The 14,425-nt window shown below is 58.9% G+C and carries 13 protein-coding genes and 4 pseudogenes; 12 read left to right on the plus strand and 5 right to left on the minus strand.

Annotated features, from left to right (window positions below):
- Positions 1-62 precede the first annotated feature (62 nt).
- The 6 genes and pseudogenes from P0D84_RS42010 to P0D84_RS42035 all read left to right on the plus strand — a co-directional run.
- Positions 63-596, plus strand: coding sequence for a hypothetical protein (locus P0D84_RS42010; RefSeq protein ID WP_408348425.1), 534 nt, complete (start codon positions 63-65; stop codon positions 594-596).
- The gene (locus P0D84_RS42015) at positions 584-2,905 is read left to right on the plus strand and encodes an AAA family ATPase (protein ID WP_408348428.1); all 2,322 of its coding nucleotides are present in this window, start codon (positions 584-586) and stop codon (positions 2,903-2,905) included. The genes P0D84_RS42010 and P0D84_RS42015 overlap by 13 nt, the downstream gene beginning before the upstream one ends.
- Positions 2,906-2,977: 72 nt before the next feature.
- Entirely contained in the window at positions 2,978-3,163 is a 186-nt protein-coding gene (locus P0D84_RS42020) for a hypothetical protein (RefSeq protein WP_408348431.1), read from the plus strand.
- A gap of 356 nt (positions 3,164-3,519) precedes the next feature.
- A pseudogene (locus P0D84_RS42025) lies at positions 3,520-3,885 on the plus strand (phospholipase D-like domain-containing protein); the annotation flags it as partial.
- Positions 3,886-3,957: 72 nt separating this feature from the next.
- Positions 3,958-4,677, plus strand: a complete 720-nt coding sequence (locus tag P0D84_RS42030; protein WP_408348052.1) for an IS6 family transposase — start codon at positions 3,958-3,960, stop codon at positions 4,675-4,677.
- Positions 4,678-4,799: 122 nt separating this feature from the next.
- A pseudogene (locus P0D84_RS42035) lies at positions 4,800-5,138 on the plus strand (response regulator); the annotation flags it as partial.
- A 117-nt stretch (positions 5,139-5,255) separates the two neighbouring features.
- Here the strand turns inward: P0D84_RS42035 and P0D84_RS42040 are convergent.
- Positions 5,256-5,369, minus strand: a pseudogene (locus tag P0D84_RS42040) (hypothetical protein); the annotation flags it as partial.
- An 85-nt stretch (positions 5,370-5,454) separates the two neighbouring features.
- Between P0D84_RS42040 and P0D84_RS42045 the strand changes: the two are divergent.
- A complete protein-coding gene (locus P0D84_RS42045) occupies positions 5,455-6,552 on the plus strand; it encodes an IS5 family transposase (RefSeq protein WP_408348434.1) in 1,098 nt (365 codons plus the stop codon).
- A 658-nt stretch (positions 6,553-7,210) separates the two neighbouring features.
- Here P0D84_RS42045 and P0D84_RS42050 read toward each other — a convergent pair.
- A complete protein-coding gene (locus P0D84_RS42050; protein WP_408348437.1) occupies positions 7,211-7,534 on the minus strand; it encodes a helix-turn-helix domain-containing protein in 324 nt (107 codons plus the stop codon).
- 317 nt (positions 7,535-7,851) lie between these two features.
- On the opposite strand from P0D84_RS42050, the gene P0D84_RS42055 reads away from it, so the two are divergent.
- On the plus strand, positions 7,852-8,256 hold the full coding sequence (locus P0D84_RS42055) for a hypothetical protein (RefSeq protein WP_408348440.1): 405 nt from the start codon (positions 7,852-7,854) through the stop codon (positions 8,254-8,256).
- Between the two features lie 903 nt (positions 8,257-9,159).
- Positions 9,160-9,867: an IS6 family transposase gene (locus tag P0D84_RS42060; RefSeq protein ID WP_408349782.1), complete on the plus strand. Its 708-nt coding sequence runs from the start codon at positions 9,160-9,162 to the stop codon at positions 9,865-9,867.
- Between the two features lie 247 nt (positions 9,868-10,114).
- Here the strand turns inward: P0D84_RS42060 and P0D84_RS42065 are convergent.
- A pseudogene (locus P0D84_RS42065) lies at positions 10,115-10,267 on the minus strand (PRC-barrel domain-containing protein); the annotation flags it as partial.
- 241 nt (positions 10,268-10,508) lie between these two features.
- On the opposite strand from P0D84_RS42065, the gene P0D84_RS42070 reads away from it, so the two are divergent.
- A complete protein-coding gene (locus P0D84_RS42070; protein WP_408348443.1) occupies positions 10,509-10,808 on the plus strand; it encodes a hypothetical protein in 300 nt (99 codons plus the stop codon).
- Positions 10,809-11,035: 227 nt separating this feature from the next.
- On the opposite strand, the gene P0D84_RS42075 is transcribed toward P0D84_RS42070, so the two are convergent.
- Together P0D84_RS42075 and P0D84_RS42080 are read right to left on the minus strand one after the other, a co-directional pair.
- Complete coding sequence (locus tag P0D84_RS42075; RefSeq protein ID WP_408348446.1) at positions 11,036-11,212, minus strand: DUF2934 domain-containing protein; 177 nt, start codon at positions 11,210-11,212, stop codon at positions 11,036-11,038.
- Positions 11,213-11,424: 212 nt separating this feature from the next.
- On the minus strand, positions 11,425-12,108 hold the full coding sequence (locus tag P0D84_RS42080) for a YrzE family protein (RefSeq protein ID WP_408348449.1): 684 nt from the start codon (positions 12,106-12,108) through the stop codon (positions 11,425-11,427).
- Positions 12,109-12,427: 319 nt separating this feature from the next.
- On the opposite strand from P0D84_RS42080, the gene P0D84_RS42085 reads away from it, so the two are divergent.
- Positions 12,428-12,997, plus strand: a complete 570-nt coding sequence (locus tag P0D84_RS42085) for a YciE/YciF ferroxidase family protein (protein ID WP_408348452.1) — start codon at positions 12,428-12,430, stop codon at positions 12,995-12,997.
- Positions 12,998-13,023: 26 nt separating this feature from the next.
- Positions 13,024-14,364, plus strand: coding sequence for an alkaline phosphatase family protein (locus tag P0D84_RS42090; protein WP_408348455.1), 1,341 nt, complete (start codon positions 13,024-13,026; stop codon positions 14,362-14,364).
- Positions 14,365-14,425: the final 61 nt, after the last annotated feature.

The following is a 14,425-nucleotide window of genomic DNA, read 5'->3' on the forward strand; positions in this document are numbered from 1 at the left end:
TTACCCTGGCGGGGAGCGATCCCTACAGGGAGCACTCCGCCCGTTACCTACGGAGTGCAATCATGTTTGGTCTTTACCCTGCTGGATCCGATTGGGCTCGAATCTTCGCCAATGACGATCAGGACATACGCGACGTTCAGAAGTCGCTTGTTGAGCACGCTGGTTTCACAGCGGCAATTCTTCACCAACCCTTCGGCAAGGACCGTGGGGCCGTCGTGGCGCAGTCAGGCCAGATGCTTGTCCTGAGCGCGACCACGCCGGGAGCGAGTCAGGTCGTCGTTACGCCTGCCGTTGAAATGCAGCACCTGCTCTGGTCATATCACACGGGTATGGCGACGCAGTGGTCCCCGATGGAGATCCGCACCCTGACCGGCTATGCCGGGTGGGACGAGCTTCTCACGTGTGCCCGCCGCGAATTCGCCCGGGCCTGCGAAAAAGTCGAGGCTGCGATCGCCGGCAAGCTTCGGGCGCCTGTGGCTGTCGCAGAGAGAGGCGATCCGATGGTCGAGTCTTTCCCCGACGATGACGATGTCGCTTTCTATTCGCGGATGGCAGCAATGTCCGAAGCTGCGGAGGTGTCGCCATGCGCCCTCTGAAACTGACGCTCGAAGGCTTCTACGGCGTTCGTGACGGGATGAGGCGCGAAAGCGTCACGCTTGACCTCGAGTCGCTGCCGGAAGGCCTGATTGCGCTTGTCGGCCGCAACGGGGCGGGCAAAACGACGATCATGGACAACCTGCATCCATATCCGATCATGCCGTCACACGCTTCGATGCTGTCGGTCGATGCCTTCTCATACTGGGACCACATCTGTGGAACGAGTGCGCTGAAGGAGCTGGAGTGGGAACACGACGGTATCCGGTACCGCTCGACGTTTTCATTCAGAAAACCCGGCAAGACAGGCAAGGCGGAGTACTACCTTGCCTGGCATGGATCAGACGGCGCATGGCATCCCGTTACATTGCCCGACGGTACGGTATCGGACGGCAAGGCGGCGACGTATAACCGCTGTGTCGAAGCCATCAACGGTTCGCTTCAAAGCTTCTTTACCAGCGTCTTCTCCGCGCAGAACCGGCGGCCGCTCGCGTCGTACGGCGCGGGAGAAATCAAGACGCTGCTCGCAGAGTTGCTCGGCATTGAACAGCTCAAGGCGTTGTCGGCGAAGGCCGGTGACGTCGCGAAGATTCTTGGCCGTGCGCTCGACGAGATACAGACGGATCTGACGGCACTCGCGGGAAAGCGACAGCGTAAAGCGGATGTCGAACGCTCCGTGCTTGCACAAGGCGAGCTTCTGCGCGACACGCGTGCACAGCGCGATCTGAAGCTTGAGGAAGCTGGGAAGCTCACTCAGGAGCGTGCGACGCTGGCGGCGAAGGCAGGCGAATCGGCAACTGCCGAGTCGAGGCTGCGGGAGCTGTCGGTTCGCGCGCACGAGCTGGTCAAAGGCGTGCAGTCGCTGGATGGCGATGAGCGGGCAGCATCCGTTCGGACCCAGCAGCGCGTCAACTCGCTGAAGCAGGCCGCGGCGACTCATCAGGCGACACTTGCCCGCAAGGAAGCGATTCTCGGAGCGGCGGCGAAGCGCGATGAAGCGCAACTGCTGATCGGTCGCGAAGAGGCAAAGCTGGAGCCTCTGCAGCGCGTGATTGCTGATCTGGAAGCGAAGCAGGTGAGTCATGCGACGCTTCAGGCTGCGATTTCGGGGCTCATGACGCAAGGTCAGACGAAAGCCGCCCACTTCGAGACGTTGACGAAGCAGGCTGCAGTCGTCGATCAGGTGCCGTGCGTGGGACATGCCATGCATGCCACGTGTCCGCTGCTCAGTCAGGCGCTTCAGGCGAAATCGCAGGCAGAAGAGCAACGGGTGTCGGTGGCCGAACTTCGTGCGCAGTATCGCGAAAAGAAAGCACAGGCCGATCTTCTTGCACCGGTGGTCGCAGAGCTTGCTGCAAAGCGCAGTGAGCTTAATACGGTCGCCCGTGCACTAACTGACGCCAGGCGTGATCTGCAGGCGGCGACTGAACTTGCTGCCAGCAAGCCACTACTCGACGCTGCCTCAACGGGTCTTGAGACCGCTAACGCGGAATTGGGAGACGTAGCGAACGAAGCCGCTGCGCGGTCTGCCCGATACGAGTCCGAGAAGGCGCGTATGACGGCGGAGATGACCAGAATCCAGCAGGAATCGAAGCAGCTTGCAGCCGTCGACGTGACGGCCGCAATTGCAGAGACCGACCGGAAGCTGGCCGCGAATCGTGAAGCAGTCGCAGCGCTCGAGGGCAGCATTGAAGGTGCGATTCGCGCACAGACAATGCTCCAGGCCGAAGCTGACAGACTTGCTGCTGACCTGAACGGGTTTTCTGCTACGCAACGGCGCGCCGACCGGCTCTCCGACGAAATTGCGCAGTGGAAGCTGCTCGCGAAAGGCCTCGGCAACGACGGCGTCATTGCGTTGACGATCGACGACGCTGGCCCTGCACTGGCCGATACGGTCAACAGGCTGTTGCTCGCCTGTTACGGCACTCGGTTCACAGTTGAGATCCGCACACAGCGCGCGCTTGCAAATGGCGAGTTGCGTGAGGGTTTCGAGATCCTTGTGCATGACGCTGAAGCTGACAGCACCAAGTCAGTGGCGGTGATGTCCGGTGGCCAGAAAGTCTGGATCAACGAGTGCCTCACGCGTGGCATTGCGCTCTATCAGGCCCAGAACACCGGGCAGCCTTATCAGACGCTTTTCAGCGACGAGTCCGATGGTCCGCTCGACCCGCAGCGCAAGCTGCAGTTCATGCGGATGAAGCGGGAGGTGCTGAAGCAGGGTCGGTATGAGCGTGAGTTCTTTATCTCGCAGACGCCCGATCTGGTCAGCGAAGCAGATGCTGTGATCGACGTTCAGGCGCTCGCCGCCTGAGCACATTTTTCTTTTCAACCCTGTGGGGACTCCCCACAGGGGCGTTCCCTCGTCTTTTTATCGAGGAACGCCATGTCCACTGTTCGAAATCTTTATGCCCGTACCGAAGCGGTAGCGCTGTCGGTTCGTCCCTGCTCGCCCCGATCGGGCAATACCCATACCTACGTCCTGAACGGCACGCTCATGCGCGACGTTCTGGTCGACGGTAAGTGGGTAACGGTCCACACGAGCGAGCCTGCTGATCGCCGCGCCGCGTGAGCGGTGCGCACAACCTTTTAGGAAAACGGATGGAAACTTTTTTGATGGTGCTGCTTGCGGCAGGCGCTTCGTCGTTGTGTGCCTGTACGGCGCAACCTCATGCGCCCGCCGCAACTACACGCTCGGTGATTGTCGTTCACGCGCCGCGAGGCGAACCGGGCGACTTTCGAGTTTGTCCGGATGGCCGGGTTATCACATACCCGGCCAGTCATCCCAAGAGCTGCTCCTGAGCAGACCTTGTTCAGCCCCGGCTTCCCTTTGTGGGACCGGGGCTTTTTCCAGTAAACGGAGGAGATGTCACGATGAAACAGATTGTCATTGCGACTGTGGCGGGCGCCCTCATTACAGGAGCGTCGATGCTCTGGGCGGACCCTACGCATGGCGCGACCAACGATGTGCAGGTCGCGTTTTCGACGGACGGTGGCGCCGAGCAACTTGTGCTGCAAACCATCCGCAGCGCGCGGCAGTCGATACGGGTGATGGCCTACTCATTCACCGCGCCGGCAGTCGTGAGAGCGCTGCTCGATGCAAAGCGGCGCGGTGTTGATGTAGCAGTCACTGTCGATTACCACAGCAATGTGGATGAGGATCGCAGTGGAAAAGCTGCGGCCGCGATGGGTGCGCTTGCGTATGCCGGCGTGCCTGTCGTGGTTGTACGTGCTTACCCCTTGCAGCACAGCAAATTCGTAGTGGTTGACAACGCAACGGTCGAGACCGGTTCGTACAACGGTTCTGGTGCAAATATGCTCATTGGACCGGTTAAAGTAGCGATCCAATCAATCTGGTGGGCGGCGATGAGCAAGAGGAAGGGTCTGGACGGGTTGTTCGATGGCCGGCATTCTGATCGGGAGATCATTGTTCTGTGTGTGCGCTGGTATCTTCGCTACAAGCTCAGCCTGCGCGATCTGGTCGAGATGATGGCCGAGCGGGGATTGTCGCTGGCACACACTACGATCATGCGTTGGGTAAAGCGCTTTACGCCAGAGTTCGTCAAGCGCTGGAACCGGTTTGGCATACCCACTGGCCGGTCATGGCGTGTTGACGAGACCTATCTGAAGATTCGTGGCAAGTGGGTCTATCTCTGCCGGGCGGTAGATCGGGTCGGCCAGACAGTGGACTTCATGCTCAGGGCAAAACGCGATGTGAGCGCGGCCAAGGCCTTTTTCAGCAAGGCCATCAAACATCAGGGCCAGCCACCGGAGACGATCACGCTCGATGGGTATGCCGCCTCGCACCGGGCCGTGCGCGAGATGATCGCTGACGCTCTGCTGCCTGAGGGAACGCAAGTGCGCTCCTCGAAGTATCTGAATAACGTGATCGAACAGGATCATCGAAACATCAAGTCCAGAACGAACGTGATGCTCGGATTCAAACGATTCAGGTGTGCGAAGACCACGATTTCAGGCATCGAGTTGATGCACCGTATCCGCAAGGGTCAGTTCAATCTCCGCACTCTCGGACTCAAGGATACTACTGCACCCGCCGTCTGGAATGCTGTCCTATTCAATAAATAAGGCATCCTTATGTATTGGAGACGTCTCGGTTTCACCAGCTGTTTGCACCAGAACCACTAGGAGCATCCATCTCTTTCATCTCTATTCCCGCCGCTTCGTCCTTTCTCGTTTCGTTCGTTCAGGTGGCCGGTCATGCGGATTCTTCGATTCTTCTTGTTGAATCAGTCGAGAAGATTGCGTGGCGGTTGGCGTCAGTTCTGCGACATCAGGGTTATACCGTCGATCGAGTGAAGGACAATCGTGAGGCACAGCTTGCGTTAGCGACCGCACGCTATGCACTCGTCGTGGCCGACGTTCTGCTGCCGCGCCGTTCTGGTTTCGATTTTCTCGTTCACTTACGTCGATTGAATGGCGACGTCCCGGTCATGACCTTCAAGGAAGGCGACAGCCCCACAGATTGCATACAAGCTCTCGATGCCGGCGCGGACGATCATCTGAGCGCCCCTTTTGACACACGTGAACTGATCGCGCGGTGTCGTGCGTTGATACGTCGTTCGCAGGGACGAAGCACCAATCAGATTGAGCATCGAAAACTGTATATTGACACCGCGTCGCGAACTGTGACGCGCGCAGGCATTCGCCCGAATCTGGGCGCTGACAGCGGCGAAGAATATCACCGCGAAAATGATCGTGCCGACAAGGTAGCCCAGATTCATCGACATCGAGACTGCATCTCCGCCGGTCTCGCCTAGCAGGTTGCTGAAATACCGGCGGTCACGTCATCGCGGAAAGCCTTTGAAGCGTTGATAGAAGGACCCCACTTGCCCCCTGGAGATCATGCGCGGCGCCGACACGTTCACCGAGAGTTTGTTTTCCATGCGCAAGCTGAACGACTTCGTTGCGATGTCACATCCGCTGCGTGCGATTCGCGTCATGGCGAACGAAGCGCTAGCGAAGATGGATCGGCTGTTCGCGGGGATGTACGAAGCCGACATCAAGGGTGGGCGGCCGAGCATCGCACCGGAGAAGTTGCTGCGAGCAATGCTGATCCAGGTGCTCTACAGCATCCGCTCGGAGTGCCAACTGATGGAGCAGGTGCAATACAACCTGCTGTTTCGCTGGTTCATCGGCTTGGCGATGGATGATGTGGTGTGGGTGCCCACGGTCTTCACGAAGAACCGTGAGCGGTTGATCAAACACGACGCAGTGATCGAATTCTTCAACGAAGTAGTGGCCATCGCTGAGAAGAAGGACCTGCTCTCGGGCGAGCACTTCAGCGTGGACGGCACGCTGATCCAGGCGTGGGCGGGACACAAGAGCTTTGTGCGCAAGAACAGCGACGATCAGGACAATGACGGCGGCAGCGCGGGCGAGTTCAAGGGCGAGAAGCGCAGCAACGAGACGCATCAGTCGAAGACCGATTCCGATGCGCGTCTGTATCGCAAAGGCAAGACGGCCAGCGAATTGCGGTACATGGGCCATACGCTGACCGATAATCGGCATGGCCTGGTAGTCAACGCGCGCGTAACACGCGCTGACGGGCATGCCGAGCGTGAAGCGGCCAAGATCATGATCAACGATGCGCGGCAAGCGGCAGAGGATGCAAACGCAGAAATCACGCTGGGTGCGGACAAGGGTTACGACGCAGAGGAATTCATCGAAGCCTGCCAGCAGATGAAGGTCACACCGCACGTTGCGCAAAACACCTCGGGGCGGCGTTCGGCGGTGCCCGATACGATTGCCTCAAGCGTGGGCTACGCCATCTCGCAGCAAAAGCGCAAGTTGATCGAACAAGGTTTCGGCTGGGCGAAGACCGTGGGGCGCATGCGCCAGGTGATGGTGCGTGGGTTGAAGAAAGTGGATCAGATGTTCGTGTTGAACATGGCCGCCTACAACCTCGTGCGCATCCGATCCCTGGCACAAGTCCGCCCATAGTGGCGGAAAACGCGGCAATGCGGCCAGAAATTGGCCTTAAAACGCTAAACATGACATTGAATTCGCGTTGAAATTGCGCAAATGCGAAAATCTCGCGACGAGAGCCGCTTAAACGGAGCGAGGCCGCTTCCGATGGGGTGTATTTCCGCAGCCTGCTAACTCCGGAGGTGACCATCGGGCACGTGGGTTGCACAGCCGGGTCGACCTCATCTCAAACCAACTTTCTCTAAATGCGACAGCCGTCGCAAAACTGATTCGCGGGGACAGTCCGCCTCATCGAACGACACTGGAATGCTATCGGTAGTGTGCACCAAGGTCGTCAACGCCGAGTCAGGCAATGCACTTTTTTCGGTACACCAGTAGCCTCTATAGCAGGTCCGCGTTGGCCGGAATCAGCTGCGACAATGGTGCTCCTTTCATCATTACTTGCAGCCGAAGGACCGTCGCCAAAATTCCTGGAGCTTTCAGCCAGTACACCGGGGCGCGAGGCTTTTCTCGCAGTGGGCAGCGACGAACTCGCGCCCATTCTGCAGTAATTTGCCGGTTCGCACCCGCATCGATGAAAGCACGGGTCAATTCTCGGGCAGGATTTAACCGGTAACTACAAGCGCTTCTTCGGAAGCGTGAAGGCATGGCGTAACTGGCCCGCGCGGGTGCTTCAGTTCCTTCGCCTGCTGAGGATATTTGCAACGCCCGCACGGGTAGCAATCTCCCAGACATAACCCCGTGAGTATTCGATGCCAAAGCGCTGCTGCAGCGCGGTTCGCAACCGGGCATTGTTCCAGAGGTCTATGCCGTGTGCTCGAGGCGAATCCTTGACGGCCGCGGCAATCCAGGCCAACGCTTCTTCTTTTAACGTTATCCCATCGAGCCACTGCCGCCACAGACGGAAGCAGTCGAAGAGCCATTCAGTTTGCCCGATATTGCCCTTGAGGGAGAAGGTGTCGGTGACACTCCGCGCCGTTGCTCCGAGATAAATCACGTGGGAGCAAGGCAATCGGTCGACCGAATGAGGAGTTCGGTATCTACGTGCAGGATTTCGCGTGGGGCCTTCCGTTACAAAATATGACATTCGTAACGGCGCGCCTCGCTATAGTGTGCCCGGACGGTAACGAGCTGCGCTTCTTGCGAACACAGTCGATGCGTTGACGGTGATTGCAATTTCTCGTCGAAGCGCGCCGAGCGGGAGCATCAGGATAGTGGCAGTGGGCGAGCACCGTAGTGCGACGGCCGCTATGCAAGGCGCCTGAGCTGTTTCTTCGTCAGGACTGTGCCAAGGCAATTATTGCAACAGGAAATATGAAAATTGAACTTCATCGCTGGCTGGCAGTAACACTCGTCGCCGGCATTGGCATAGGCGCATCCTCCGTCGCATTCGCGCACGTCGACGTTGGCGTCAATATTGGCATTCCCGGTGTCGTGTATGCGCCCGAGCCAGTCTATGCACCGCCGCCACCGGTGTACGTCGAACCTCCTGCCGCTGTTGTCATCAGTCCAGGCTGGTATGGCGAAAGGTACTACGACGGACATCGCTATTGGCAGCGCCGCGAATGGGACGAGCACCATCACGATGAACGCGAGTGGCACGATGCTCGGGACCATTACGATGGGCATCGCGGTGACTGGGGCCATGACCACGGCGGCGGCCCGCGAGGTGACTGGCACCGTGACCACGGAGACGGCGACGAGCGCCACGACCATTGAAAGGCGTGATGCGGGTTTAGCGTTGGAGGCGCATTGCGCGATACCGCTTCTGGAGCGGCTAACATTCTCATGGGGTCCATTTGGTTACAGGCGGTGATGACTTCCTCAGACATACCAGTTGCGGTTTCCGCCAGGAAGGCCTCTATGTTTTCGGGCAGCGGGCCGTCGGTATTGGCGAGGCCGAGTCCCATTGCCCTATCTTTTTTGCAAACGAAAATCGAAGGCATGTGAATATGGACCGCTTCGGTCGTCTTAACCGACCTGAACAACGTGTTCAGTCTGTCCAGACCGATGACGAACAGACGCCGAGTTTGATATTCCCCAATCGGCGTGTCGGGCTTATTCGAGCCACATCTGAGAATGGCGGACGGCTGCCTGCAAGCAAGCGCGACCGATATGGGTAGCTGCCAGACAGGGTTAGTCGCGTCGAAGAGATTGCCCGAGAGGCGTTTCACCTCGCAAGGGATAGGCAGGAGTAAGTCACAGAAGTCATCACGAAAACTTTCCACGCGGCCCCGATGCCCGCTGGTGTTGCCGAACACTCGACGCTCCCAATGAGCTTGGGTATCGTGACATTGACCTTGACGTTTTGGGGGCAGAAGGCGCGGCGGATGCGACCCGGCGTATCGCTCGTCGTAGCTCAGCTGGTTACCGTGAAATTGTTCCGCTCCAACCAAAGTAACCCTGCTTCCGGTGCGCTCGACTTTCACCAGATGGCTGTTCATTGTCTAGCCAGGCGGATAATGACGAGGTCTTGGACTTCACCAAAACAATATCCGAGTTGCCGGGCCAGGGGTGTTTTTGTATGCCACTTGCGAGTGTGGGCTCTGGTGCAAATAGCGGGGGGGGGGCGAATCGGTTAAGGTGTCGGTCTGAACGAATTGAGAGCCGCCGATGAGCAAGTTGAAGAGTCTGGAGGAACTGTTCGCGGGCCGTCATTTTGACCGCGATGTGATCATTCTGTGTGTTCGCTGGTACCTGCGCTACAAACTCAGCCTGCGCGATCTGGTCGAAATGATGGCGGAACGGGGTCTGTCGCTGGTGCACACGACGATCCTGCGCTGGGTGCGTCGCTTTGCGCCGGAATTCGTCAAACGGTGGAACCGCTTTTGCAGGCCCACCGGCCAGTCGTGGCGTGTCGACGAGACTTACCTCAAGCTGCGCGGCAAGTGGGTCTATCTTTATCGGGCGGTGGATCGGGCAGGTCAGACGGTCGACTTCATGCTCAGCGCCAGGCGTGACGTGAAGGCGGCAAAAGCGTTTTTCAGGAAGGCAATCAAACATCAAGGCCAGCCGCCGAAGACCATCACGCTTGATGGCTACGCCGCCTCGCACCGCGCCGTGCGCGAGATGAAGGCCGATGGCTTGCTGCCGGAGGACACGAAGGTCCGATCCTCGAAATATCTCAATAATCTGGTCGAGCAGGACCACCGCAACATCAAGTCCCGAACGAAAGTCATGCTCGGCTTCAAACGTTTCCGGAACGCAGCGATCACTCTCTCAGGTATTGAACTGGTACATCGAATTCGCAAGGGCCAATTTAGCCTCGCGAAACTCCGCCTCAAAGATACCGCTGCGCCCGCTGTCTGGATGGCCGTCCTGTCTGCCTGATCAGGTATCCTTTATATAACAAAATATATCGTCCATATCGACTATTTGCACCAGAGCCGTTCCAATAGGGGCAAGACCAACAGTCTGAATCAGGGTACAAATAGCGGCGCGAACAGCGACGTCAACAGCAGACCTGGCGGCATAAGGCAGAAGGGCCAGTAGCACGGAGCCTCCTCTCACGATGGCAGTGGTACAACTCTTAAATGTCAGTCACATCTCCTTCGCTAGCGGCGCGGGTAGCAGACCAGCCCTCGGCGAGAACAGCGCATGCCACGCGGCCGCTGCGCCGTCGCGCATAATGTCTGATATTTTTCCAACATGTTCCCCATCAGACGACCTCGGTGCCATCCAAGGTTGAGGCGGCAATTACATTCGGCCCCGGCCCATCGCCGACTCCGCCCGCCCAACGATGTTCCCTGTGCCACCCATCTGGGACTGCATTTGGGGGAAAGGGTTGTCATGGCCTACTCCTGAAAGGTTGATGCCTTTGGACGTAGTTCCTGGGACGACCGACCGCGAACGGTGAAAGTGAGGAACCTTTGCAAGGGGCATCAGCGGCACGGGAATTGCGCGAATCAACGCAGCGGGGGTTGCACCGACCCGGGTCGCAACCGGTCGCTTTGCGTACGAGGAAGACCATCATGCGAGTTGCTGCGAAAGGATTACTGTTGTCGGCATTCATTGTGAGCTTGTCTGGCGCCGCCTATGCGCAGGGTGCGGGCACAAGTGGTGGTGGGGGCGCTGGTGCAGGCCAAGGCGGCACCGGAATGGGAACGCCGAATGCAAGCGGCACTACGGAGTCACCATCTGGAGCGTCCGGCGCAAACACGATGGGGAAGTCGGGCGACATGTCGCAAAAGCAGATGAACCCTAAGATGCAGAAGACGGGAGGAATGGATGCACCTGCTTCCGAGGGTGGCGGCATGAAGAAGGCCTACTGACAGCGGTGCTGTTGCAGAAGCGTCCTGCGTAATTTGCAAGATCAAGCTCCGGACCGCTATGCGGTAGCGTGACAAAACCGGATAGCGTCCGGCACGTCGTGGGGTCGGCGCATGGCGACAACGAAAGGGCGCGCCGCGTGCACTGCGCCGCCAAACGGTTCGCCTGCAAGCGTTATGGCTCCGCTGGGCGGTCGACGGCTGGGCTTCTCTTCAGCGTCCGGCTTCCGTCACTCGGGCAGCCGGCTCTTTGGCTCAGTTCCGTTTCCGTCCGCAGTCTCTTCTTCGTTTATCTGGGCCTTGGCCTGCTCCCAATACTCGTCGGCGCTTCCCTCGAGGCTACCGTCTTTTTCCCAGAGCTCATAGGCCCGCACACGAATCTTCTCTTCCCGCGAAACGTTGTCCATTGCACTCTCTCCAGTAGATTATTCACGAACAGCTACGCATGTTGTCGCTCGGCCTCCTGGACCACGCGCGCAGTTCGACGACTTCCTGCTCGCTGGTCTCGCGGACTCCGACACAATCTCCTTCAGGTCGGCGGGGGGCCCCGGACGGTCGACCGGGCGACGCTCAACAGAAGCATGTTCCTCCCGTAAAACCGAACGCCAGCCGGCAAGCGTCAATGGGCAGGACTGTGACCACGTTCACCCCCACTTCCGCGTGCAGCGCGTACCGCGTCGTCGCTCGCCGCGCCGCCTCCTTCCTCGTAAAGGGGTTGATGGCGAAAGCCGAGACTGCCGGACCCCAGAGCGATGATTGCGCCCACGACAAGCGCCGCAAACGAAAACCACGTCGCGCGAGCGACGGCACGCGCAGCTGTGTCCGCAGTCTGACGTGCGTTCTGCTCGGCTTGCGGGCTCGAAGCTACCGAGGCTGCGGACGCGGCCAAACTCTGAACCTGTTGTTTGACCGAGTCGACCACCGGGTTCCCGCCAGGCGCCTGGCTCTGCGCGGCGCCCACGGTTGCGCCCGCCGTGGCGACGTTGCCGGCAACGCTGACGGCACCTCCGACGAGGGAAGCCATGCCGTACACGACGAAAAGAATCATGACTGCCCACGCGAGCAGGCCATGCAACCATCCAAAAACGGGCGCACATCGGCCAGCCAGATACGAGCCGGTAAAGACGGCAACGACCGTCGTCACAATCATCCAGACACCTGAGCCAAAGCCGAATGCGCGCATCGGGTCAGGCTGCGACAGTGGAGACAGGAGTGTTGCGCCGATGGCGGTCCCGAGCACGCTAAGGACCAGATAGACAATGAGTGACAGGATTACGCCGGCGAAAGTGGCACCCCATGACACGCGGGGCAGGCCGGTTTGAGTGGCAAGAATTTGCGTGGTTGCGTCTCCCAGAGTGAAGGGTGTTCAAGCGCGGTCTCAACAACTAAGAAATCCGAAGCTTTGCCCGCGCCATGGTGGCGCAACGGGCGTTCCCGGGAGACGCGGATGCCGTCAAACGGCGACACGGTCCGGTCCGCGCAAACGCACAGGAAGCAGAGGCGATGCTGCAAACATACTGAAGCTCGCCGCTACGGCTCCGTCATCAGAGCTGCCGGGAGCAACTTTTCTCCTTGGATGGGGGCGGATTGAGTGCGCGACGTTGTTAGCGGCAAGCACGGGCATGTGGTTTGCGGCTCAACCCGTCACACTGCACCCGCCGGTAGGCGAGTTTCCGAAACTGAATCGAGGGAGTAGCCATGGTACAAAGACGCTGAAGGATTTGTTCATTCACTCGCTGTCCGATATTTACAGCGCCGAAAAGCAGATGACAAAGTCGCTGCCCAAGATGGCACGCGCGTCGACCAATCCGGGTCTCAGGTCGGCGTTCGAGATGCATCTGGAGGAAACGCGAGGTCAGATTGAGAGAATTGACCGTGTCGTCGAGGCTACCGGCATCGAGCTCAAGCGCATCAAGTGCGTTGCCATGGAGGGTCTCAACGAGGAAGGCCAGGAGCAGATTGACGAGATTGAAAAAGGCCCACTGCTGGACACGGCGCTTATCGCAGCGGCGCAGAAAGTGGAACACTACGAAATTGCGGCATATGGCTCGCTGATTGCGCTGGCGAAACAGTTGGGCGAAACAGAGTCTGTCAAACTTCTGGCCGACACGTTGGAAGAAGAGAAGGCCACCGACCGGAAGCTGTCCCTGATTGCCGAGGAGAAATTGGCAGCAGAAGCGCTCGGCCAGTAGCGAGTAACGGTTCCAGGGAGAGAGCCATGGCAACGATAAAGCACGTGTTTGTTCTTATGCTTGAGAATCGCTCGTACGACAGCATCTTTGGCCTGTCGGCTTTTGCTGGCAACCTCCCAGGCGGCGGTACAATGACGGCCAACGGATTACCCATACAACCGGTTGTCAACTTTGGCCGCACAGGTACACGTTATCAACTTGGCAAAGGTTCGCCTTATGCGCTCGGCTTTGACCCGGGCCATGAATTTACTGACACTTGCGTCCAGTTGTGCGGCTTGCCTTTCGCAAGCGCGGACATGGTTAGAAGCGATTCGCTTGTCCTGGGCTCAACAGGCTACCCACCCCTGGCCGTGGACCCGTCGACCACCGGGTTCGCCGCAACGTACGAAGACCACGCTGACGTCGTGGCTGACGCCTTCAGCACGTTCACGCCCGACCAGTTGCCGGTACTGAACTTCCTCGCCAGGCAGTTCGGTGTATGTGACAACTGGTTCGCGTCGGTTCCCGGTCCCACCTGGCCGAACCGCTTTTTCGCAGTCGCGGGAACGTCCTCTGGGCTTGACCACTCACCTAGCGATGCTCAGGTGCTCGAGGCCATTTTCCTGAATGCCCCGATATTCAACTTTCCGAACGGCACCGTATTTTCGAAGCTGGGCCCGACTGACTGGCTCATTGTGCAAGGCGATGTTGCCCAGACGCGCGCTATTTCAGGCATGCAGGGCCAGCTAAACCGATTTGTCGGGATGGACACGCTCCTGTCTCAGCTCGCCGACGGCTCCCTGAGTTCGAAGTTTGTCTTTATAGAACCGACATACGACGCGAAAAACGATTTCCGGAACGGCGACTCGATGCACCCCGCCGGCGACGTGCGCAGAGGCGAGGCGCTGGTTAAAACGCTGTACGATGCCATCAGCGGCTCAAGCATGTGGCCTAGCAGCATGTTCGTTATCGTGTTCGACGAGCATGGAGGCTTCTTCGACCATGTACGCCCTCCGCCAGCGGTGCCTCCGGGCTCAAGCGAGAACCCCAAGCTTAAGACGCACAACTTTCCTTTTGACCGTCTGGGTGCGCGCATCCCGGCTCTCGTCATCTCCCCCTATGTTCCGGCCGGCACCATCGACCAAACGCAATATGACCATACGTCGATATTGAAAACTGTCGATAACGTGCTTGGACTGAACGGCTTACTGAATCTCACTGCCCGCGTGCGCGCTGCCGCCGATTTTTCGAAAATGCTGGCATTGCCGGTCGCTCGGTCCGATATCCCCAAGTGCCCGTCGCCTGTGGTCGCCGGAAATGCGCGTCCATCGAGCGCCGGTACGCCGCGGGCAAAAGACCCCTTCCTGCCGCTCTATGCGCATCGGTAGGACGCCGATTTGTATTGCCCGTCCGCAGGTGGTTCAGGCGCGGGTCAATACTCTCAGCCAC

The organism is Paraburkholderia sp. RL17-337-BIB-A, assembly GCF_046025895.1.
Taxonomy (GTDB): domain Bacteria; phylum Pseudomonadota; class Gammaproteobacteria; order Burkholderiales; family Burkholderiaceae; genus Paraburkholderia; species Paraburkholderia fungorum_C.